Genomic DNA, 21,099 nt, shown 5'->3' on the forward strand with positions numbered 1-21,099 from the left:
GGTCGGCCAGGCGCTGCGCCTGCCGGTGCCCGCCGCCCACACGGCGCTCGCCTACCTCGCCGCGACGGTGGCGGTGGCCCTGGTGCCCACGCCGGGCGGCCTGGGCTCCGTCGAGGCCGCGCTGATCGTGGCGCTGGTCGCGGTGGGCGGCCCGGCGGCGCTGGCCACGGCGGTGGTGCTGGCCTACCGCGTCATCACGGTGTGGGTGCCGCTGGTACCGGGGGCGCTGACGCTGGGTGCGCTGGTCCGGCTGAAGGTCATCTGACACCGGCCGGCACGGCACCGGGGGCTCGCTGAAGGCCGTCCGACACCGAACGCCGCGGCACCGGGCCCCTCAGGGCCGTTCGGCACCGACCGCCGCACTGTGGGGCCGATGAAGGCCGTTCGACGCGGACCGCCGCCGCACCGGGGCCGGGTCTGTCCCGACCGGCCCCGCTGCTGCGAAGCTACCGGCGAGTCACCGTCGCAGTCCGGGCCGTGGGCCCGTCAGAAGGAGGATGCCGTATGCCGGTGCGGATCGAGCGGCAGCAGCACGTCACCACGGTCGTCCTCGCCCGGCCGGAGGCGCGCAACGCGGTGGACGGCCCGACGGCCGCGGAACTCGCCGCCGCCTTCCGGGCGTTCGAGGCGGACGACGGCGCCCGGGTGGCAGTCCTGTGGGGCGAGGGCGGCACCTTCTGCGCGGGCGCGGACCTGAAGGCCATCGGCACCGAGCGCGGCAACCGGGTGGCGCAGGACGGGGACGGGCCGATGGGGCCGACCCGGATGCGGCTGTCCAAGCCGGTGATCGCGGCGGTGGCCGGGCACGCGGTCGCGGGCGGCCTGGAACTCGCCCTGTGGTGCGATCTGCGGGTCGCCGAGGAGGACGCGGTGTTCGGGGTGTTCTGCCGCCGCTGGGGCGTACCGCTGATCGACGGCGGCACGGTCCGGTTGCCCCGCCTCGTCGGTACCGGCCGGGCACTGGACATGATCCTCACCGGCCGCCCGGTGCCGGCCCGCGAGGCGCACGCCATGGGGCTCGCCGACCGGGTCGTCCCGGCCGGCACCGCCCGCGCCGAGGCGGAGGCCCTCGCCGCGGCCATCGCCCGCTTCCCGCAGTCCTGCCTGCGCAGCGACCGGGCGTCGGTCCTGGACCAGGAGGGCAGGGCGGAGGAGGAGGCCCTGCGCGGCGAACTCCGGCACGGCATGGGGGTGCTGGCCCAGAGCGCGGAGGGTGCCGCCCGCTTCGCGTCCGGAGCAGGGCGGCACGGGGCGTTCACCGACTCGTGAGCGGCCGGCGTCGGCACCCGGTCCGCTCAGCGGGCGGTGCTCACCCTCACCTCCCCGCCCTGCGGGTCGACGCGGTCGTGCCAGTGGGCGGTGAGGGACAGGGAGCGGTGCGGCCGGGCGGTGCCGGTCCGCTCCCGGTGCAGGAGGCGGCCGTCCTGGTGGACGTACAGGACGGGGCGGTGCAGCGGGGCTCCGGTGCGCAGGGTGTGACGGGCGGGGCGGGCGGCCGGGGTGACACGGTTCGGGGTGATCCAGCTGAGCGGCGCCGTCACGCGGACCGGCACTCCGGGGTCCGGCCAGGGGGCGCCCGCCAGGAAGTCGAGGACGGCGCCGCCCGCCCGCGCACCCTCGCGGGCCGCGGTGCCGGCGGGCTCCACGGCGTGCAGGAGGTTGCCGGCGGCGAACACACCGGGGCGCGAGGTGTGCGCGGAACCGCCGACGGAGGGGCCGCGGGTGCCGGGGTCCAGGAGCAGCCCGCCGCGCCGGGCCAGTTCATGGTCCGGGACGAAGTCACCGGTGAACACCACGGTGTCGCAGGGCAGTACGGCGGTACGGCCGTCCCGGTGCCGGACGCGGACACCGGACAGCCGTCCGTGGCCGAGGAGTTCGGCGACCGTTGTGTCGGTCAGCAGCGGGATGCCGTGACCGAGCCGGGCCGCCTGGGTACGGGCCCGGCCGGTCTGGGCGCGCGGGTGCTCCGTGACGAGGGCGACGACCTCGGCACCGGCGGCGCGCAGGGTGCCGGCCGCCGCGTAGGAGACGTCCTCGGCGCCGACCACGACCGCACGGCTGCCGACACGCTGCCCGAACAGGTGCACCGCCTGCTGGAGTTCGCCGGTGGTGAGGACACCGGCCGGGCGGCTGCCCGGTACCAGCCGGGCGGAGCGGGGGCGTTCGCGGGCACCGGTGGCGAGGACGACCGCCCGCGCCTCGACGGTCTCGGCTCCGCCGGGGCCGACTACGGTGAGCACGGGGCCCGCCGTCGCCCAGTCCAGTGCCGTCACCCCGGTCCGTAGCGTGGCACCGGCCCGCTCGGCGGCCTCCGTGAGCAGCCGGGCGTACCCGGGGCCGGTGAGCGGACGCGTCCAGGTGCCGAAGCCGCCGTGCGCGCAGTACCGGGGCACGCCGCCGGGCTGTGTCTCCCGCTCCAGCACCTCCACCCGCCCGGCGCCGGCGGCGGCCAGGCGCGCGGCGGCGGCGAGTCCGGCGGGTCCGGCACCGACGACGAGGACGTCCACACGGCAAGGCACCGTCATGCCCGGCCCCCTTCCTGCTCCCCGGCGGCCGGCGACCGTCCCCACGGGCCTGATTCCGACTCCGCAGCGGACGACGGCCCTCCCCACCCACCCGGTTCGGACTCCCCCACGGACGACGGCCGTCCCCACCCGCCTGATTCCGGTTCCCGTGCGGCCGCCGGTCGTTCGCGCGTGCCCCGTTCGAACAGCTCGCGCACCGCCGCGCCGCAGTAGAACCCCTGGCAGCGGCCGGCCCCGGCCCGGGTGCGGCGGCGCAGGCCCTGCAGGGTGCGCGGCGGGACCGGGCCGGCCAGGGCGTCGCGGATCTCGCCGCGGGAGACGCGCTCGCAGTGACAGACGAGAGTGCCGTACTCGGGGTCGGCGGCGACGAGGTCCGGCCGCTGACAGGGGCGCGGGAACTCCTCGCCGAGGTTGGGCATGGTGAGCGGCTCCGGCTCCCGGACCGGGCCGAGGTCGAGCCCGTTGCCGGCCAGCAGGCCGGCGACGTGGGCGGCGATGGCCAGGGACGCGGTCAGGCCGGTGGAGCGGATGCCGCCGACGGTGACGTACGCCTGCTCGGGGTGCGCGGTGATGCGGTAGTCCGCGTGCTCGGTGGCCGCCCGCAGCCCGGCGTAGACGGCGGTGACCTCCTCGTCGAGCAGCGCGGGCAGGACGCGCCGGCCCTTCTCCCGCAGAGCGGCCAGCCCGTCGGCGGTGGACCGGGTGTCCCGTCTGTCGTGCAGGTCCTCGGCGGTGGGGCCGAGCAGGACGTTGCCGTGCACGGTGGGGGCGACCAGGACACCCTTGCCGAGCGCCGTCGGTACGGGCAGCAGGATGTGCCGGACGAGGGGGCGGGCGAGCTTGTCGTGGACGATGAGCTGGCCGCGGCGCGGGGTGACGGTGAAGTCCTCGTGGCCGAGCGCGCGGTCCAGGGTGTCGGCGTGCAGTCCGGCCGCGTTGACGAGGTGGCGAGTGCGCAGGACGCCCCGGCCCGTGGTCAGCCGGTGTCCGTCCGACGTCCGCTCCACCCGCCGTACGGTGGTGTTCAGGTGCAGGTCGGCTCCGGCGCCCACGGCCTGGGTGGCGTACGCCAGGGTCGTCGTCCAGGGGCAGATGACGCTCTCGCCGGGGACGTGCAGGGCGCCGAGCGCGCCGGGGCCGAGATGCGGCTCGCGGGCGTAGAGGTCACCGGGGCCGAGCAGGGCGGTGTCGTGGCAGCCGTTGCGTGCGGCCTTCTCGGCGAACCGGGGCAGCGCGGCGAGCTGCTCCTCGTCCCAGGCGACCAGCAGGGCGCCGACCCGTTCGACGGGGATGCCGGTCTCCGCGGCGTAGGCGCCGAGCCGCTCGTGGCCCTCGCGGACCAGCCGGGCCTCCAGCGTGCCGGGGGTCGCGTCGAAACCGGTGTGCAGGATGGCGGTGTTGGCCTTCGAGGTGCCCTGGCCGACGTCGTCCTGCGCCTCCACGAGGGCGATGCGCAGCCGGGGGCGGCGGGCGAGCTCGCGGGCGACGGCGCAGCCCACCACGCCGGCGCCGACGATCGTCACGTCGTACGGCGTGGACGGCAGCGGGCCGTCCGCGGTGACGGTCACGGGCCGAGCAGGGCCGCGACGGCGCTGCGGAAACCGGCCCGGCGTTCGGCGGCGCGGTCGGCCGGGATGCGCGGCTCGTACACGGCGGCGGGCTTCCAGTCGGGCAGCGCCGCCGCGACGCTCAGCCCGGGATCGGCGCCGAGGCGGGCGAGGGCGGCGGCGCCGAGCGCGGTGGCGTCCGGCAGCGCGGACACCTCGACGGGCCGTTGCAGCAGGTCGGCCTGGGTCTGCATGAGCAGCGCGGAGCGGGTGAGGCCGCCGTCGACGCGGAGGGTGTCCAGGGGTGCGCCCAGGTCGTGGGCGGCGGCCTCGGCGAGTTCGGCGACCTGGGCGGCGAGCCCTTCGCACAGGGCGCGCACCAGATGCCCGGCCGTGGTGTCGAGCCCGAGGCCGGTGAGGGAGCCGCGCAGGTCACCGCGCCACCAGGGGGCGGCGAGTCCGGCGAGGGCGGGGACGAAGGTGACCCCGCCGCTGTCCGGGACGGTGCCGCCGACCGGGTCGAGGTCGGCGGCGGAGGCGATGACACCGAGGTCGGTGAGCCAGCGGACGGCGGAGGCGGCCGTGTAGACCTGCCCGTCGAGGCAGTAGCCGGTGCGTCCGGCGAGCCGCCAGGCCACGCAGCTGGCCAGGCCGGAGCCGCCGCGCCGGGGCCGGTCGCCGGTGTGCGCGAGCAGGAACGCCCCGGTGCCGTAGGTGCACTTGGCGGCTCCCGGCCCGGTGACGCGCTGGGCGAGCAGGGCGGCCTGCTGGTCCACGATCAGTCCCGTGAGCGGGATCTCGGGGCCGAACGCCGTGGTCGTCCCCACCGGCCGGGCGGAGTCGGTGACCTCGGGCAGGCGTTCGCCGGCCAGGCCGTAGAGGTCCAGTGCGCGCGGCGACCATACGGCGCGGTCCAGGTCCAGGAGCTGGGTGCGGCCGGCGGTGGCGGCGTCGGTGACGTAGGCGCCGGTGAGGCGGTGGACCAGCCAGGCGTCGGAGGTGGTGACGACGCCGTCGCGGGTGAGGTGGCGGCGGATCCACGCCATCTTGGGCGCGGCGAAGTACGGATCGAGGGGCAGCCCGGTCAGTTGTCGCAACTCATCTGCGTGGTCGGCGAGTTGGGCGCAGACGGATTCGGCGCGCCGGTCCTGCCACACCAGCGCGTCGGTCAGCGGACGGCCGGTGTCCGGGTCCCAGGCGAGGACGGTCTCCCCCTGGTTGGCGAGGCCGAGCGCGACGACGTCCTCACCGGCCTCGGCGAGCGCGCGGCGGCCGGCCTCCACCACCGAGTCGTACAGCCGGGCCGGGTCGACCTCGGCCAGGCCGCCCGGCAGGTACCTGGGCCGGACCTCGGCGAACCCGGTGCCGAGGACGCCGCGCCGCGGGCAGACCACGAGCGCCTTGGTGCCGGACGTGCCCTGGTCGACGGCCAGTACCGGCCCCGTCATCGCGCGTCCTCCGCTCCGGCCCTGAAGATCACCGCGCCAGCCTGCCGCCGGGCGGGGTCCGGCGTCAAGGTGTTCACCCTCGTTCAACTTGCCATGCTAAATAGTTGACTTGGCAACAATGGTACCGACGCCACGTACGCCTCTATAGTGACCGCCGACCACATGAATGACCATCACGTCACCGCCAGGGGAGTGCTGTTGCAACGTCACCCCGCCACCACGCCCGTGCGCCCGTGGCCGGGGGCCGGCGGCTGATGGCCAGAGACGGAGCCCGCCCCTCCTACGATCCCGCCGGCCCGGACCACGCCCTGCGCACCGCGCTCCAGGACCTGCGCACCGGCCGCTGGATGGCCATGCGCGCCCTGCTCGCGGAGACCACCGAGGGGTGGCAGTGGACCCAGCGCACCCAGGTCCTGGCGGCGGCCGCGGCCGGCACCGACGTGGTGCGTGCGTGGCTCACCGAGGAGCCGGGCAGTGTCCACGCGGCGGTCATGAACGCCCGGGTCGGCGTGGAGCGGGCGCTCCGCGCCCGGCGCGAACAGCACCGCCGTACACACCAGTTGTGGATCGAGGCGTGGGACACCGCCCAGTCGGCCACGGCGGCCGCGCCGCTCGACCCCGTGCCCTGGGTGTGCCTGCTGGCCCTGTCCCAGCTCGATCCGGAGCAGCGCTGGGAGGAGCACCGGGCCGCCCCGCCGGAACCGATGCTGCCGCCGGCGCCCTGGGGACTGCTGGCCGAGGCCGACAGGCGCGACCCGTTCAACCGCGAGGCCCACCACCGGATGCTGCAGTTCCTGTACGCGCGCGGCGGTTCGGGCCGGCTCGCCGAGGCCGCCGGGTACGCCCAGTGGGCCGCGGGCCGGGCCCCGGCCGGTTCCGCGCTGCACTTGCTGCCGCTGTACGTGCGTGTGGAACGCTACCGCCGGGACAGCGGGCACGACGCGGCGCTGGACCTGCACTGGGTGGCGGAGGAGGCGGGCCGCGAGGCGCGGCACGCGCTGCACACCTGGTTCGAGCGGACCCGGCCCGCCGAGCGCGCGCTGCCGGACCTCAACCACCTGGCCCACGCGCTGTGGGGATCCCTGCGGTTCCAGGAGGCGCACCGGGTGTTCGAGGCGATCGGCCCCTACTTCACGCCCCCGCCCTGGATGTACCGCACCCGGGACCGGGACCGGGCCGTGGAGGTCTTCGTCCAGGCCCGGGACCGCTGCCGGGCCGCCGCGGACGGCCCCCGCCCTTGACCGCTCCCGCCCGCCCCTGACCACCCTGACCACCCCCGCGGTACCCCCGGACCGCCCCCGGTCGCAGTGCCGCTCCGCCCGGAACGCCCCTCAGCGCCACCCGATCCTCCCTGCGCACCACCCGATGGCCCCGCCGCACGACCCGGTGGCCCTCCGCACCACCCGATCGCCCCTCGCACCACCCGATCGTCCCTGCGCACCACCCAGAAGGTCCCGTTCGACAACTGTCCGATTCCGGAGGTCTCCGCGTGTCCCCCACCCCCGATCCGTCGCCCGCCCCCTCCCCCGGCCTGCCGCAGCAGGACGAGGAACAGCGCCTGCGTGAACTCGGCTACCGGCCGGTGCTGGCCCGTCGTATGGGCGGCTTCGGCAACTTCGCGATCAGCTTCTCGGTGATCTCGATCCTGTCCGGCTGCATGACCCTGTACGGCTTCGGCCTGACCACCGGCGGTCCCGCCGTGATGCTGTGGGGCTGGGCCGGTGTCGGCCTGTTCGTGCTGTGCGTCGGCCTGGCCCTCGCCGAGGTCACCAGCGCCTATCCGACCTCGGGCGCCCTGTACTACATGGCCGACCGGCTCGGCGGCCGGCGCTGGGGCTGGTACACCGGCTGGCTGAACCTGCTCGGCCTGCTCGGCGCGATCGCCGGCATCGACTACGGCGCCGCCCTGTTCACCGGCGCGTTCGCCAACCTCCAGTGGGGCTTCGAGCCGACGCCCGGCAAGACCATGCTGATCTTCTGCGTGATCCTGCTGCTGCACGCGACGCTGAACCTGTTCGGTGTGCGCCTGGTCAGCGTGCTCAACTCGGTCAGCGTGTGGTGGCACCTGGCGGGCGTCGCGCTGATCGTCGGCGCGCTGGCGATCTTCCCGGACCACCACCGGTCGCCGTCCTTCGTGTTCACCGAGTTCGTCAACGAGACCGGCTGGGACAACCCGCTCTACGTGGCCGCGATCGGCCTGCTCCTCGCCCAGTACACCTTCTCCGGCTACGACGCCTCCGCCCATCTGTCGGAGGAGACCTCGCACGCCTCCGTGGCCGCGTCGCGCGGTATCGTCCGCGCCATCTGGGTGTCCTGGCTCGCCGGTTTCGCGCTGCTGGCGGGTCTGACCTTCGCCATCCAGGACTACGACGCCACCCGCGCCACCGACACCGGGGTGCCGCCCGCCCAGATCCTGCTCGACGGCCTCGGCACCGGCGGCGCGAGCGCGCTGCTCCTCGTCGTCATCATCGCCCAGCTGTTCTGCGGGAACGCCGAAGTCGCCGCCGCCAGCCGGATGGTGTTCGCGTTCAGCCGGGACGGCGCGCTGCCCGGCTCGCACCTGTGGCGCAAGGTCAGCGAGCGCACCCAGACCCCGGTCGCCGCCGTCTGGCTGTCCGTCGTCGTCGCCGGGATCCTCGCCCTGCCGTCGCTGTACTCGGCGACGGCGTACAACGCGGTGACCGCCATCAACGTCATCGGCATCACCCCGGCCTATGCGATACCCGTGTTCCTGCGGCTGCGGGCGGGCGACCGCTTCCGGCCGGGGCCGTGGCAGCTGGGCCGCTGGAGCAAGCCGATCGGCTGGACCGCGGTGGTGTGGGTGGCCTGCGTGACCGTCCTGTTCTGCCTGCCGCAGGCGTCGCCGGTCACGGTGAGCACGATGAACTACGCCTCCGTGGCCCTCGCCGTGGTGCTCGTTCTCGCCAGCGTCTGGTGGTACGTCGCCCGCAGGTCGTACGGCACTCCGACCACCGCCGCGTACGGCAGCGACCGTGACCAGGCGGAACTCGCGGAGGGGATCGTCTGAGCCCACTGCCCGAAGAGCGCCGGTCCCGGTACGGACCGGTGTGCCGGATACGGCAGGATGAACGAGCGCGCCGGTCACCGGAGTTCCGGGGCCGGCGCGGTCGCACTTCCCGGACATCGAGCAGGTGACAACGTGACGAGACTCCCCAACCGGCCTCCCGCGGCGGCGAAGCGCCCCGGAGGTGACCGGTGAACCGCGCGCTGACCCTGGACGACCTCGTCCTCGCCGGCATCGCCCTGGCGGCGGGCCTGGTGCTCGCCTTCATGTCGCGCACCCTGCTGCGCTGGCTGGCCAAGCACGCCAAGCGGACCCGCTGGAGCGGCGACGACGTCATCGTGGACGCCCTGCGCTCGGTCGTCCCCTGGGCCGCGATCACGGGCGGCGCGGCGGCGGCAGCGGCCGTGCTGCCCCTGACCCGGACCGTCCAGCACCATGTCGACGAGGTGCTCCAGGTCTGGCTGATCGTCGTGGTGACGTTCTCCGCGGCCCGGGTGATCGCCGGTCTGGTCCGCTCGGTCACCCAGTCCCGGTCCGGGGTGGCGGGCTCGGCGACGATCTTCGTCAACATCACCCGGGTGCTGGTCCTGGCGATCGGTTTCCTGGTCGTCCTGCAGACCCTCGGCATCTCCATAGCCCCACTGCTCACCGCCCTGGGTGTCGGCGGTCTGGCCGTCGCCCTGGCCTTGCAGGACACGCTCGCCAACCTCTTCGCGGGCATCCACATCCTCGCCTCCAAGACCGTCCAGCCGGGCGACTACATCCGGCTGAGCAGTGGCGAGGACGGCTACGTGGTGGACATCAACTGGCGTCAGACGACCGTCCGGCAGCTGTCCAACAACCTGGTGGTCATCCCCAACGGCCAGCTCGCCAAGGCCAACATGACCAACTACACGCGCCCGGAGCAGCAACTGACCGTCCTGGTGCAGGTGGGCGTGAGCTACGACTCCGACCTGGAGCACGTCGAGCGGGTGACCGGGGAGGTGGTGGCGGAGACGATGGCGGACGTCGCCGGCGCGGTCCCCGACCACGAGCCGGCCGTCCGCTTCCACACCTTCGGCGACTCCCGGATCGGCTTCACGGTGATCCTCGGCGTGGGCGAGTTCAGCGACCAGTACCGGATCAAGCACGAGTTCATCAAGCGCCTGCACCGCCGCTACCGCGCGGAGGGCATCCGCATCCCGGCGCCCACGCGCACGGTGACCGTCCAGCAGGGCGGGCCGGTCATCCCGCAGCAGCGCGGCGGCGGGAGCGTCCTCACCGGCGACGCGGCCGTCGTCGACCAGGACGGGCCGGCAGACCGTTCGTCATCGCGTCGGTGATCCGGCCGCGCAGCTCGGCACAGTCCCGCATCTCCTCGGCGTACCGGTCGGGGAGACGGGCGGCGACGGCGCCCAGGCACGCCTCGGCGGCCGCCACCTCCTCCAGCGCCTCGTGGAGGGCACCGGTCCAGGGCAGGGTGTCGGCCAGGTTGTGATGGCAGACGGCGACGTTCAGGGCGTACTCCTCCGGGGAGAGGTACGGCCGGGCCCGGTCGGTCTGGACGAGCGCCTCGCGCAGCAGGGGCAGGGCCGCGTCCGCCCGGCCGTCGAGGGAGAGCCGCCCGGCGTGGCGGGCCAGCGCCGAGGCGAGCAGGGCCGGGTCGGTGCCCTGCCCCCGCCGTTCGACGAGCATGCGCCGTACCGCGACCGCCTCCGCGAGCAGCCGTTCGGCCCGGGCCGGCCGCCCGGTCCGCTCGTACGCCACGGCCACGGAGGTCAGCGCCTCCACCAGGTCGTCCCCGTGCTGGGCGGGATCGTGGCGGGTGGCGGTCCGCCAGGCGTCCAGCATCCGGTGGGCGAGGGCGAACAGCGTCAGGCGGCTGACCGTCAGCCGGGAGAGGTGGTACGTCGTGACGTGCAGCATGCTCGCGTACTCGGCCAGGTGGTCCCCCGGCATGGCGGCCTTGTTCCTCTCGTAGAACCGCAGCGAGGCGTGCAGCAGTCGCACCGCCCGCCGTATGTCGCCACGCCGCCGTCCGCGCGCCGCCGTCTCCGCGGTGTTCAGGAGGATCTCGGCGAGCATGGCCTGGGCCCGGGCCTTCGTGCGCGGGTCGAGCAGGCCGCGGCTCACCAGGTCGGTGCTCACGGCGACGCATTCCTCGGCGGCCGCCCGGGCCTCGTCGTCGCGACCGAGTTCCTGGAGTGCGTCGGCGTACTGGAGCAGGGAGCCGGCCAGCGGCTCGACGGGACCTCCGGCGTCCGCGGCCAGCGCACGCCGGATGGCGAGGCCGCGGCGGATCGGCTCGACCGCCTCCTCGTACCGTTCCAGGCACATGAGCGTGCCGCCCAGGTTGTTGAGGACCACGGCCAGGTTGGCCGCACCGGTGGGCGTGGCCGAGTTCTCCGGCCGGTCCACGAACGGCAGCGCCTCGCGCAGGACGGCCAGCGCCTCCTCGAACCGGTCCATCAGCCTGAGGCGGTTGGCGCGGGTCACCATGGCGCCCAGGGCCTCGTCACCGAGCGTGTCGGGGTGCTCGCCGGCCCTGCGGTCCAGTGCCTCGGCGGTGGCGTCCGACATCGCGTCCACCGCGTCCCGGAACCGGCCCAGGCCGTGCAGGGAACGGGCGAGTTCCGACTCGGCGTCCGCCAACCGTTCGAGCACGGCGGGGCCGCCCGCGTCCCCGAGCGCGGTGAGGACGGCGATCCTGCGCTGCTGGAGCTCCAGCGCCTCGGCGGCGTCGCCCCGGTGGACGAGGAGCCGGCCGCGCTCGCCGAGGATGTCCGCGGCGGCCAGGGACCGTCCGTGGCCCTCGGGCGCCTCGTGCAGGACGCTCTGCGCCGAGTCCAGGGTGACCAGTGCCGCGTCGAAGTCGGCCGTCCAGCGCTGTGAACGGGCCTTGACCGTCAGGGCTTCGGCCAGCGCCACGGGCGGCGCGGCGGCGGCGCCGGAGCGGTACAGGTCCAGCGCCTCGTCGCATCGGCGGAGCGCGGCGTAGTGGTCTCCGGCCGCCTGGCGCCAGCCGGCCTCGTGCACCAGTGCTGCCGCGCGTCGCGTGTCGGGCAGGGCGCGGGCCGCGGTGGCGGCGGTGCGGGTCGCCCAGCGGGCCAGGACGCGGCTGCGGCCCGCCCCGAGCCGGTCGAGCAGGTCGAGCAGGAGCCGCGGATCGGTGTCCGGGGCGTCGGTGAGCCGGTGCAGTGCCTCGGTCAGCGGTTCGGGGCAGTCCGTGAGGGTGGCGGCGTGCATGATCCGTGCGGCGAGGGCGGGTTCCCGGCCGAGCGCCGCGTCGAGGGCCTGGGCTACCGGCTCCCAGTGGCGGGGTGCGTCGGCCACCCGGGAGACGGTCACCAGGGCGGCGAGCAGGGGATCGCCGGTCTCGGACGGGGCCCGGGCCGCGAGGGTGACGAGGGGCAGGGTGACGACGTCGCCGTCGGCGCGGGTCCGGGCGCCCACGTGGTACTCGCCCAGCCGGTCGGGCTGCAGCGCGCCCCAGCAGGTCGTGCCGTCCGCCGGGTACATTCCGGCGAGCCACGCCGTGCCCTGGCCGACCACGTCGTCGGCGGCCTCACGGAACCCGGGGGACGACCGGAACAGCGGTGCGGCGAGGGCGGGTTCCGCGGCCGCGGTGAGGACGGCGGTGCCGACCGCGTCGGCCAGCCGCACGGGACCGGCGGCGGCCAGCAGGGGGCGGGCGGCCGCGCTGTCCTCCCAGTAGGCGCGTTCGTGCAGCAGCAGCTGCTCCTCGACGAGGAGGTGCCCTCGGGAGGGGCGGGTCGCGGGGTGGGTGGACAGCAGGTCGGTCAGCGCGGTCATGTGCAGGGTGAGGGCGGAGCCGTACTCGGGAGCGCTCACGTCCCGGCCCGGGACGAGCGCCACCCGGGCCGTCCAGTCGCCCGTGGCCGCCCGCAGGTCACGGGGCAGGGCGTCGGGCAGCCGCCGGGCGAGATCACCGAGGGCGGCCCGGTAGTGGGCGTCGCGGTCGGATAACCCGGTCAGCGGCGGGAGTTCGCGGTGCAGGGCGTCGAAGGTCAGGGCGCGGGTCTCGCGGGTGCGGGTCCGCAGCTGGTCCCACCAGCCGCCGGTGTCGTCCCCGCGGCCCCGCGCGGTCAGCAGCAGGCGTACGGGCGGCCGGCCGGCGGGCCGCCGGTCCAGCACCGTGAGCAGGGCGGTCAGTTGCGGAATGCGGACTTCGGCGTAGTCCGCCACCAGCAGCAGGGGCCGGTCCACCTCGGCCAGGACACCGTGATCGCCGTCGGGGCCGCGGTCGTCGAGGGCGCCGCAGACCCAGCCGTGCCGGTCCCGCATCCGGGCCGACAGCTCGCGCGCCAGGCGGGACTTGCCCGCCCCGCCGGGGCCGGTGAGCACGGCGAGCCGTACCCCCTCCCCGGCACACCAGTCCTCGGCGAGTTCGCGCAGCAGTCCCGCCCGGCCGTGGAAGCGGACGACCTCGGCCCGCTGGTCCAGCAGGGTGGCCGGGGAGCGCACCTGCCAGCCCCCGGCCGGGGCGATCAGACCTTGCAGGTCGACGGGTTCCCCGACGGGGACGGTACCGGTGTGCCGGGTCACCAGTTCCGTGAAGGCGGGATCGGCCAGCAGCGCGTACACCGGGACGGCCTCCCAGCGCGGTACGCCCCAGCCGGTCACGTCGGTCACCACCACCCCCGTCAGCAGGGGCACTCCGCGGGCACCGGTGCCGCAGAAGAGGGCCGCGCCGGACTGCCCGCTCCACGGGGAGGGGGCGCGGGCGGGGTCGGGGGGCGGCGCCGCGGCGAGTTCCACGGTGTAGCGGTGCGAGAGGGCACCGGAAGCCGGGGAGAGCACCGCGCGGGGCTGCTCCAGCTCCAGCGCGCCGCCGGCCCGGCGGGCGGCGTCCGGGTAACCGGCCACGTCGCACGGCTGCTGCCGGGCGGTCACCAGCCGGCCCCAGCGGACCGGGGCCACGGGGGCGCGCACGTCCCGGTCCGCGAGGAGCAGCGCCGCGTCCACATCCGCGCCGTCCAGGTGTCCGCCGCGCCAGACGACGGAGCACCGTACCGGGGAGCCGCCGGGTACCTGCACGTCGCACGCGTCGCGCCCGGCCACCACGTGGCGGGCCGTCAGCACCAGTCGCGGCCCGAGCAGGTAGCCGCTGCCGTTGCCCGTGTAGGCCGTTTCCCCGGGCAGCAGCACGGCCGCGATCCGGCCCAGTTCCATTCGTCCCCCCGGTTCCTCCCGCCCTGTCCGCCGCCCCGGAGCGGACTAGCGGATCAGCGTGCCCCCGCCGCCCGCGAGGCCGCCCGTGGCGGCGTCCGCGTCGGCGATCCTGATGCCCTGGCCGTCCTGGTCCACCGCGCGCAGGGTGAACGCCAGCCGGTGTGTGGCCGTCTCGGCGCGGGACCGGGCCAGTTCGCCGGAGACCACCCACGCCTTGACGGAGCCCCTGGCGTTCCGGTCGCGGCGCATCTCGACCGTGAACTCCATCGAGATGTCGCCGAGTTCGAAGCGCACCCCGGCGTCGGCCGCCCGGGCCCGGGCGGCCGTCAGTTCCGCCCTGAGGTGGTCGATGGCCTCGCCTACCGTGATGTCGTCCATCGTGATGTCCTCCATGGAGACACCGTAGTGCGCGCGGCCCGGCGAAGCGGGCGGGTCGCCGTTCATGCGCCCCGCCCGCCGACGACGGCGGGGACCAGGTCCCGCTGGACGTGCCGTACGTACTCCTGGAGCCGCCCCCACACCTCGTCCTCCCCTTCGTGCCAGGTACGCAGCCCCCAGGACTCCGGGAAGCCCTCCCGCCTGACCCAGGTCGCGTACGTCCACACGGTCTCGCGCCGGTCGGCGACGGTCTCCAGGTGCCGGGCGAGCGCGCTGTCACCGCGGGCGCGGGCCAGCGCGGCGAAGATGTCGGCGACGGCGTAGTAGGCCAGCAGCGCCTCGGTGGCCCGCAACACGCTGCGCGCCATCATGAGGCCGTCCTCGCGGGCCTGTCGCCGCAGTCGCCTGGTCCGCCCCAGGCGGCTCGGCCTCTCCTCGTGGAAGTGGCGCCGGACGTTGGCGATGTCGGGGGCCCGCGGTGGCCGTTCGGTGCTGCCGAGTACGAGCGCGTTCACCGTCAGCACGTACGCCGCGGAGTCCGCCGCCGCCTCCCGCGCGGCCTCGCGGGGCAGACCGGCGGTGAACGCGGGCAGCGCGGAGCCCGGTCCGTCCTCGCCCGCCCCGCCGGTGAGCAGGGGCATGAGTTCCCGGGCGATGAGGAACTGGGCACAGGCGTCGAAGACCACGACGGGGTCCTCGGGATCGTGCGGGGCCACGCCGGGGGGCCGGCTCTGCGGGATGACCGGCCGGGGCGGGAGCACGGTGCCGGTGCGGCCAGGGCGCCACGACGTCAGGTAGGAGGCGACCATGTCGTCCACGTCGCCGCGGAGCCGTTCCGGGTCGCCCGCGCTGCCACCGGGCACGCCGCACACCGCGGGCAGGACCCAGCACAGGTTCGCCATGAGGTCGACGGCCACCGGCGGAACGGCGATGAGGAAGCCGTGGCCGCCTCCGGGCAGGGGCCGTCTCAGCCGCCGGGTCCGGGGGTCGGTCGACGGCGGGACGAACGCCTCCACCGTCGAGGCCAGCCGCTGTGCCTCCGCGGCGCCGGGCGGCCGTACGTCCGAGGCATGGGGATCGCCCCCGTCGGTGGGCGACATCGCGTGGGCGAGCAGCAACAGGTCCAGCAGCAGGCGCGGCCGGGTGGCGATACGGGTCAGCGGCTCGGGGTCGTCCAGGAGGCGGCCCGTGGGATCGGCGCCGCGGACGAAGTCCGGATCGGCGAAGACGTGCGTCGCCCGGGCCGCCTCGGTGGCCAGCGCCTGGTTCTGCCACTCGTCGAACAGCACGCTGCGGGGGTGGACCCCGGGCGGCCGGTGGACCAGCTCCGCGAGCACCGCCCGCAGGGGGCCCGCCAGGCTGACGGGCTCCCGCACCTCGGTGTCCGTCTCCTGGCCGCGGACGAGGACGAGCCCCTGGGGGACATCGGCGCCGCACCGCACGACGAGGTCCCGGGGGCCCGCGGCCCGCACCTCCAGACCGTGCCGGAGCCGGTGCAGCAGCCCGGTCAGGGCCCCGGCCAGCGTCGCGACCTCCGCGGTCCCGGCCAGGACGGCTTCGGCCTCGGCCGGGGCGCCCGGCGGCTGGAGGGGGAGTCCGGTCACGCCCCCGGCCCGCAGCGCCGCCAGCGCCGCCTCGGTCTCGCCGCGCGCCGGAGAGGTGAAGATGTGAAAACCGACCGCCGCCCGTGCCGCCGTATCCCCCACGGCGCCAGCATGACGACGGCCGGCGCGCCGGGCAACCCTGCGGCGCGCGCGGGTGCCGGGGACCGGGTCCGCGGGCGGGGATAGGCTCGAAGCACCATGACCTCCTCCCCGGCCTCCGGCCCGCCCGAGCAGCCCGCCGCCGGTCACCGCTCCCCCGGCGGTGACCGCGGCGCCGACGGCCTGCGCGCGCTCGACCAGCGGCTCGACGCGATCGCCCGCCAGCCGTTCCGGGCGAAGTTCCACCTGCGCGGACGGGACCGGGCGACCGCCGAGCTGAAGGGGCCGGCGACCGTCCGGTGGCACGCGTACGACCTGATCGCGAAGCGCCTGGCGCCGGCCGAGCCGTACAAGGACGGCAGCCAGACGCCCTACCGCGGGCACCCGGTGTTCGTGGCGCAGCACGCCACGGCCACGTGCTGCCGGACCTGTCTCCAGCGCTGGCACGGCATCCCCAAGGGGCGCGAGCTGACCCGTACCGAACACCTGTACGTAGTGCGTGTGATCTGCCGGTGGATCGCGCGGGAGATGGCGGACGACGCGTATTCCGGCCAGGACCCCTGTCGAGCCGACCCCGATCACGAGATATCTTGATGTCGAGCAATGTTGCAGACGTGGAGCGGAGCACCCGGTGACTGACTCGACCATCATCTACACCTACACAGACGAGGCCCCGGCCCTGGCGACGCATTCGTTCCTGCCGGTGATCAAGGCGTACGCCTCGCAGGCCGGTGTGCCCGTGGAGACGCGTGACATCTCACTGGCCGGGCGCATCATCGCCGTATTCCCGGAGTACCTGGACGAGGGCCAGCGCATCCCGGACGCGCTGACCGAGCTGGGCGAGCTGGCCAAGACCCCGGCGGCCAACATCATCAAGCTGCCGAACATCTCGGCCTCCATCCCGCAGCTGAAGGCGGCCGTCGCCGAGCTGCAGGCCAAGGGGTACGCGCTGCCCGACTACCCGGACGACCCGAAGACCGACGAGGAGCGCGAGATCCGCGCCCGCTACGACAAGATCAAGGGCTCCGCCGTCAACCCGGTCCTGCGCGAGGGCAACTCCGACCGCCGTGCCCCGGCGTCGGTGAAGAACTACGCCAAGACCCACCCGCACCGCATGGGCGCCTGGACCACCGAGTCCAGGACCGACGTGGCGACCATGGGTGAGAACGACTTCCGCTCCACCGAGAAGTCCGTGACCATCGCCGAGGACGGCGAGCTGCGCATCGAGCTGGTCGGGGACGACGGCTCCACCACCGTGCTGCGCGAGTCCGTACCGGTCCTGGCCGGCGAGGTCGTCGACGCCTCCGTGCTGCGCACCGCCGCCCTGCGCGAGTTCCTGACCGCGCAGATCGCCCGGGCCAAGGAGGAGGGCGTCCTGTTCTCCGTGCACCTGAAGGCCACGATGATGAAGGTCTCCGACCCGATCATCTTCGGTCACGTGGTGCGCGCCTTCTTCCCGAAGACGTTCGCCAAGTACGCCGAGACCTTCGCCTCGGCCGGCCTGACCCCGAACGACGGCCTCGGCGGCATCCTGAAGGGCCTGGAGAACCTGCCCGAGGGCGCCGAGATCAAGGCGTCCTTCGACGCGGAGATCGCCGAGGGCCCGGCCCTCGCCATGGTCGACTCCGACAAGGGCATCACCAACCTGCACGTGCCGTCGGACGTCATCATCGACGCCTCCATGCCGGCGATGATCCGCACCTCCGGCCACATGTGGGGCCCGGACGGCCAGGAGCACGACACCCTCGCCGTCATCCCCGACTCCTCCTACGCCGGTGTCTACCAGGCCGTCATCGAGGACTGCCGGGCCAACGGCGCCTACGACCCGTCCACCATGGGCTCGGTGCCGAACGTCGGCCTGATGGCGCAGAAGGCCGAGGAGTACGGCTCCCACGACAAGACCTTCGAGATCCCGGTCACCGGCACCGTGCGGCTGGTCGACGCCTCCGGCACCGCCGTGATCGAGCAGGCCGTCTCCGCGGGCGACATCTTCCGCGCCTGCCAGACCAAGGACGCGCCGATCCGCGACTGGGTCAAGCTGGCCGTCACCCGCGCCCGCGCCACCGGCGACCCGGCCGTGTTCTGGCTGGACGCGGGCCGCGCCCACGACGCGCAGCTGATCGCCAAGGTCGAGCAGTACCTGCCGGAGCACGACACCGAGGGCCTGGACATCAAGATCCTCTCCCCGGTCGAGGCCACCAAGCTGTCGGTGGAGCGCATCCGCCGCGGTGAGAACACCATCTCGGTGACCGGGAACGTCCTGCGTGACTACCTCACCGACCTGTTCCCGATCCTGGAGCTGGGCACCAGCGCCAAGATGCTGTCGGTGGTCCCGCTGATGGCGGGCGGCGGCCTCTTCGAGACGGGCGCCGGCGGCTCCGCGCCCAAGCACGTCCAGCAGCTGGTCAAGGAGGACTACCTGCGCTGGGACTCCCTCGGTGAGTTCTTCGCGCTCGTCCCGTCCTTCGAGCAGTACGCGACGGTCACCGGCAACACCCGCGCCAAGGTCCTCGCCGACACCCTGGACCGCGCCACGGCGACCTTCCTCAACGAGGACAAGTCCCCGACCCGCCGCGTCGGCGGCATCGACAACCGCGGCAGCCACTTCTACCTGTCCCTGTACTGGGCGCAGGAGCTGGCCGGCCAGACCGACGACGCCGACCTCGCGAAGGCGTTCGCGCCGCTCGCGGAGACGCTCGCCGCGAACGAGCAGAAGGTCGTGGACGAGCTGATCGCCGTCCAGGGCAAGCAGGCCGACATCGGCGGCTACTACCAGGTCGACAAGGCCAAGGCGGACGCGATCATGCGCCCGTCGGCCACCTGGAACGAGGCGCTGGCCTCCCTGAGCTGACGCTCACCGCCACAGGTCACCCGGAATCGCCCCGGCCGGCACCCGCCCGGCCGGGGCGATCCCCGTTCCCCGCCCCGCTCACCCGGCCCCTCTCACCCGCCCTTCCTCACCCGAGCCCTTCCGGCCCCCTCACCGGTATCGCTGCGGCCCCCTCCCCGGCCGCTCCGGCTCTCTCACCGACCCCTTCCGGCCCCCTCACCGGCATCGCTGCGGCTGCCTCCCCGGGCCGCTCCCGCTCCCTCACCGAGCCCTGCCCGACCCCTCACCGAAATCGCTGCTGCCCCCTCGCCCGGACCGCTCCGGCTCCCCTCCCTGCTCCCCCGTGCGGCGTCCGCTCGGTCGGGTGCCCGTCCGCGTTGTCAGTGCCGTGTGGCACCTTGATCGGGTACGACGCCACCGACGACCGCGCTGGAGCAGCCCGTGACCGAGTCCGCCCCCTCCTTCGAACTCCTGCCCGGCGCCGCCGAGTCACCCGTGCTGCTGCACGTACCGCACTCGGCACGGGCGATACCCGGGGACGTACGCGACGGCATCGTGCTGGACGACGCGGCGCTGGAGCGGGAGCTGGACCACATCACGGACGCGCACACCGCCGAGATCGCCGGGCGGGCCGCCGAGCTGGCCGGGATCACGCCCTGGCGGTTCGTGAACCGGCTGTCGCGGCTGGTCGTGGACCCGGAGCGGTTCCCGGACGAACGGGAGGAGATGACGGCCGTCGGCATGGGCGCCGTCTACACGCGCACCACGCACCGGGGCGAGCTGCGGCCGGCCGGCACCGATTCCGAACCCCTGCTCGCCCGCTACTACCGGCCGTACGCCGAGGCAGTGCGGCGGGCGGTCGCCGACCGGCTGGCCGCGACCGGGCGCGCCGTCGTCATCGACGTGCACTCCTACCCGTCCGCGCCCCTCCCCTACGAGCTGCACGGGACCGGGCCGCGCCCGCCGGTGTGCCTGGGCACGGACGCCTTCCACACCCCGGCGGAGCTGACCGAGGCCGCCCGCCAGGCGTTCGCCCGCTGCGGTGGGACGGGGCTGGACAGCCCGTTCGCCGGGACGTACGTGCCGCTGGAGTTCTACGGCACGGACGCCCGGGTCGGCGCGCTGATGGTGGAGATCCGGCGGGACACCTACATGACCGAGCCGGGCGGCCCCGCCGGTCCGGGCCTGGACCGCCTGGCCGCGGCCCTCGGGGCCCTGGTCGACGCCGTGTAGCCGCCGCGTTCAGGCCCGCAGCCACTCGGTGACGATCACCTCCGCGCCGGTGCGCAGCCGCAGGGCGAACGGGCCGGCCGGCGGGGTGTCGCTGGTGAACCGGCCGAGGGTGTCGGCCGCGACCGGACGGCCGGTCCCGGGGCCGCCGAGAACCTCGATCCGGGCCGACTGCGGCGGCAGGACCTGGCCGATCAGTCCGTCCCCGGTGACCTCGACGTCGACGCTCAGCTCGCCCGCGCGGAACGTCAGCATGCGCGGCGCGTCCACGGCTCCCCTGACCGGCAGCGCGTCCACGAGCGAGTCGAAGGTCAGCTCGGCGAGCCGGGCGTCCAGGTCGTGCAACGCGAACGCGTCCAGGGCCGCCTGCACCAGCCCGGCCGGCACCGGGTCGAGGACGGCGGCGACCTCACGCAGCTCCTCCTCCAGCAGCGCGTCCACCGCCGCGCCCTCGTCCGGCCGCCCTTCCCCCGGCGTCCCGTCCCCCGGCATCCCGCCCCCGGACGCCTCGCCCCCGAACGTCCCCTCCCCGGGCGTCCCGCTCCCCGGCATACCGTCCTCCGGCATCTCGTCGTCGCCGTTCACATCACACCCCGGGCGTCCATCCGGGCCCGCAGCCGGCGCAGGCAGCGCTGCCGCAGCGGGCCGATGCTGCCGACCGCGATGCCGAGCGCGGCCGAGATCTCCCCGTAGCTGGGCGGCGGAGAGGCCATCAGCACACGCAGCAACTGACGGCAGCGTTCGCCCAGTCCGTCCAGCTCCTGCCACAGCCGGCGGATGCGCTCGGCCCGGCCCGCCGCCTCCTCCGCGTCGATCAGCGTCTCCTCCGGCGTCCGGTCCTCGCTGGCCCGGTCCAGCACCCGCGGATCGTCGGTCAGGGTCAGCCGCGCCAGCCCCTTGAGCACCTTCAGGCACTCGTGGCGGGCCGTGCTCGCCAGCCAGGCACCGGCCTTGTCGGGCTCCCTTATCCGGCCCAGGTGCTGGGCGAAGCGGAACCACACGGTCTGGAAGACCTCGTGCCCGTCGGCGTCCGAGAGCCGGTGCGCGCGCACCACCGACCACACCAGGGGGCTCAGCCCTTCCACCAGCGCCTTCCAGGCCGCGGCGTCCCCGTCGACAGCGGACCGGACCAGCGCGCCGACCTCTGTTCGGTCCACGACTCCACCCCTTGTGTACGGCACGTCATCGTACGCCGTGGAGCGCAGGGTTCCGGCCCTCATGCGGACAGTGCCGCGACCGCG

The 21,099-nt window shown here is 74.9% G+C and carries 16 protein-coding genes; 8 read left to right on the top strand and 8 right to left on the bottom strand.

Going from position 1 to position 21,099, the window contains the following annotated elements:
- Together GT045_RS37785 and GT045_RS37790 are read left to right on the top strand one after the other, a co-directional pair.
- Window positions 1–265 (top strand): lysylphosphatidylglycerol synthase domain-containing protein (locus tag GT045_RS37785; protein WP_202529439.1); only part of this gene is annotated, 265 nt, incomplete at its 5' end.
- Window positions 266–504: 239 nt separating this feature from the next.
- Complete coding sequence (locus GT045_RS37790; protein WP_161298322.1) at window positions 505–1,269, top strand: crotonase/enoyl-CoA hydratase family protein; 765 nt, start codon at window positions 505–507, stop codon at window positions 1,267–1,269.
- A 26-nt stretch (window positions 1,270–1,295) separates the two neighbouring features.
- Here GT045_RS37790 and GT045_RS37795 read toward each other — a convergent pair whose 3' ends face one another.
- Genes GT045_RS37795 through GT045_RS37805 form a run of 3 tightly spaced genes read right to left on the bottom strand, consistent with a single transcriptional unit; the run spans window position 1,296 to window position 5,520 of the window.
- A complete protein-coding gene (locus GT045_RS37795; RefSeq protein ID WP_161336976.1) occupies window positions 1,296–2,525 on the bottom strand; it encodes an FAD-dependent oxidoreductase in 1,230 nt (409 codons plus the stop codon).
- Window positions 2,522–4,093 (bottom strand): NAD(P)/FAD-dependent oxidoreductase, encoded by a 1,572-nt coding sequence (locus GT045_RS37800; RefSeq protein WP_345942879.1) that lies wholly within the window; start codon window positions 4,091–4,093, stop codon window positions 2,522–2,524. Before GT045_RS37800 ends, GT045_RS37795 begins: the two co-directional genes overlap by 4 nt.
- Window positions 4,090–5,520: an FGGY family carbohydrate kinase gene (locus tag GT045_RS37805; protein WP_161336977.1), complete on the bottom strand. Its 1,431-nt coding sequence runs from the start codon at window positions 5,518–5,520 to the stop codon at window positions 4,090–4,092. Before GT045_RS37805 ends, GT045_RS37800 begins: the two co-directional genes overlap by 4 nt.
- A 254-nt stretch (window positions 5,521–5,774) precedes the next feature.
- Here GT045_RS37805 and GT045_RS37810 point away from each other — a divergent pair, with 254 nt between their 5' ends.
- The 3 genes from GT045_RS37810 to GT045_RS37820 all read left to right on the top strand — a co-directional run bounded on the left by GT045_RS37810 (window position 5,775) and on the right by GT045_RS37820 (window position 9,867).
- A complete protein-coding gene (locus tag GT045_RS37810) occupies window positions 5,775–6,761 on the top strand; it encodes a hypothetical protein (protein WP_202516861.1) in 987 nt (328 codons plus the stop codon).
- A gap of 248 nt (window positions 6,762–7,009) precedes the next feature.
- Complete coding sequence (locus GT045_RS37815) at window positions 7,010–8,548, top strand: amino acid permease (protein WP_161336978.1); 1,539 nt, start codon at window positions 7,010–7,012, stop codon at window positions 8,546–8,548.
- Window positions 8,549–8,736: 188 nt separating this feature from the next.
- Entirely contained in the window at window positions 8,737–9,867 is a 1,131-nt protein-coding gene (locus tag GT045_RS37820; RefSeq protein ID WP_345942880.1) for a mechanosensitive ion channel family protein, read from the top strand.
- Here the strand turns inward: GT045_RS37820 and GT045_RS37825 are convergent.
- From GT045_RS37825 to GT045_RS37835, 3 genes are read right to left on the bottom strand one after another with little or no spacing between them, the layout of a single operon-like run.
- Complete coding sequence (locus GT045_RS37825) at window positions 9,803–13,717, bottom strand: tetratricopeptide repeat protein (RefSeq protein WP_161336979.1); 3,915 nt, start codon at window positions 13,715–13,717, stop codon at window positions 9,803–9,805. The two genes, GT045_RS37820 and GT045_RS37825, sit on opposite strands and share 65 nt — an antisense overlap.
- Before the next feature lie 45 nt (window positions 13,718–13,762).
- Window positions 13,763–14,110 carry a trypco2 family protein gene (locus GT045_RS37830; RefSeq protein ID WP_161336980.1) on the bottom strand — a complete coding sequence of 116 codons (348 nt, stop codon included), beginning with the start codon at window positions 14,108–14,110 and terminating at the stop codon, window positions 13,763–13,765.
- A gap of 47 nt (window positions 14,111–14,157) precedes the next feature.
- A complete protein-coding gene (locus GT045_RS37835; RefSeq protein WP_161336981.1) occupies window positions 14,158–15,801 on the bottom strand; it encodes a hypothetical protein in 1,644 nt (547 codons plus the stop codon).
- A gap of 96 nt (window positions 15,802–15,897) precedes the next feature.
- Here GT045_RS37835 and GT045_RS37840 point away from each other — a divergent pair, with 96 nt between their 5' ends.
- The 3 genes from GT045_RS37840 (at window position 15,898) to GT045_RS37850 (ending at window position 19,861) form a co-directional block, all read left to right on the top strand.
- Window positions 15,898–16,392: a DUF4186 domain-containing protein gene (locus GT045_RS37840; RefSeq protein WP_161336982.1), complete on the top strand. Its 495-nt coding sequence runs from the start codon at window positions 15,898–15,900 to the stop codon at window positions 16,390–16,392.
- Between the two features lie 37 nt (window positions 16,393–16,429).
- The gene (locus GT045_RS37845) at window positions 16,430–18,649 is read left to right on the top strand and encodes an NADP-dependent isocitrate dehydrogenase (protein ID WP_161290307.1); all 2,220 of its coding nucleotides are present in this window, start codon (window positions 16,430–16,432) and stop codon (window positions 18,647–18,649) included.
- A 420-nt stretch (window positions 18,650–19,069) separates the two neighbouring features.
- Entirely contained in the window at window positions 19,070–19,861 is a 792-nt protein-coding gene (locus GT045_RS37850) for an N-formylglutamate amidohydrolase (RefSeq protein WP_161290305.1), read from the top strand.
- A 9-nt stretch (window positions 19,862–19,870) separates the two neighbouring features.
- Here GT045_RS37850 and GT045_RS37855 read toward each other — a convergent pair whose 3' ends face one another.
- Window positions 19,871–20,350 carry a hypothetical protein gene (locus tag GT045_RS37855; protein WP_161336983.1) on the bottom strand — a complete coding sequence of 160 codons (480 nt, stop codon included), beginning with the start codon at window positions 20,348–20,350 and terminating at the stop codon, window positions 19,871–19,873.
- An 89-nt stretch (window positions 20,351–20,439) separates the two neighbouring features.
- Window positions 20,440–21,078, bottom strand: coding sequence for a sigma-70 family RNA polymerase sigma factor (locus GT045_RS37860; RefSeq protein ID WP_202516286.1), 639 nt, complete (start codon window positions 21,076–21,078; stop codon window positions 20,440–20,442).
- Window positions 21,079–21,099: the final 21 nt, after the last annotated feature.

Origin of the sequence: Streptomyces sp. SID486 (assembly GCF_009865385.1) — a bacterium.
GTDB lineage: Bacteria > Actinomycetota > Actinomycetes > Streptomycetales > Streptomycetaceae > Streptomyces.

What these genes read in the sequence shown, in the direction of transcription:
- GT045_RS37830 (WP_161336980.1), bottom strand. Translation starts at nt 14,110, where the DNA reads ATGGAGGACATCACGATGGACGACATCACGGTAGGCGAGGCCATCGAC.
- GT045_RS37860 (WP_202516286.1), bottom strand. Translation starts at nt 21,078, where the DNA reads ATGAGGGCCGGAACCCTGCGCTCCACGGCGTACGATGACGTGCCGTAC.
- GT045_RS37810 (WP_202516861.1), top strand. Translation starts at nt 5,775, where the DNA reads ATGGCCAGAGACGGAGCCCGCCCCTCCTACGATCCCGCCGGCCCGGAC.
- GT045_RS37855 (WP_161336983.1), bottom strand. Translation starts at nt 20,350, where the DNA reads ATGCCGGGGGACGGGACGCCGGGGGAAGGGCGGCCGGACGAGGGCGCG.
- GT045_RS37805 (WP_161336977.1), bottom strand. Translation starts at nt 5,520, where the DNA reads ATGACGGGGCCGGTACTGGCCGTCGACCAGGGCACGTCCGGCACCAAG.
- GT045_RS37790 (WP_161298322.1), top strand. Translation starts at nt 505, where the DNA reads ATGCCGGTGCGGATCGAGCGGCAGCAGCACGTCACCACGGTCGTCCTC.
- GT045_RS37825 (WP_161336979.1), bottom strand. Translation starts at nt 13,717, where the DNA reads ATGGAACTGGGCCGGATCGCGGCCGTGCTGCTGCCCGGGGAAACGGCC.
- GT045_RS37840 (WP_161336982.1), top strand. Translation starts at nt 15,898, where the DNA reads ATGACCTCCTCCCCGGCCTCCGGCCCGCCCGAGCAGCCCGCCGCCGGT.
- GT045_RS37795 (WP_161336976.1), bottom strand. Translation starts at nt 2,525, where the DNA reads ATGACGGTGCCTTGCCGTGTGGACGTCCTCGTCGTCGGTGCCGGACCC.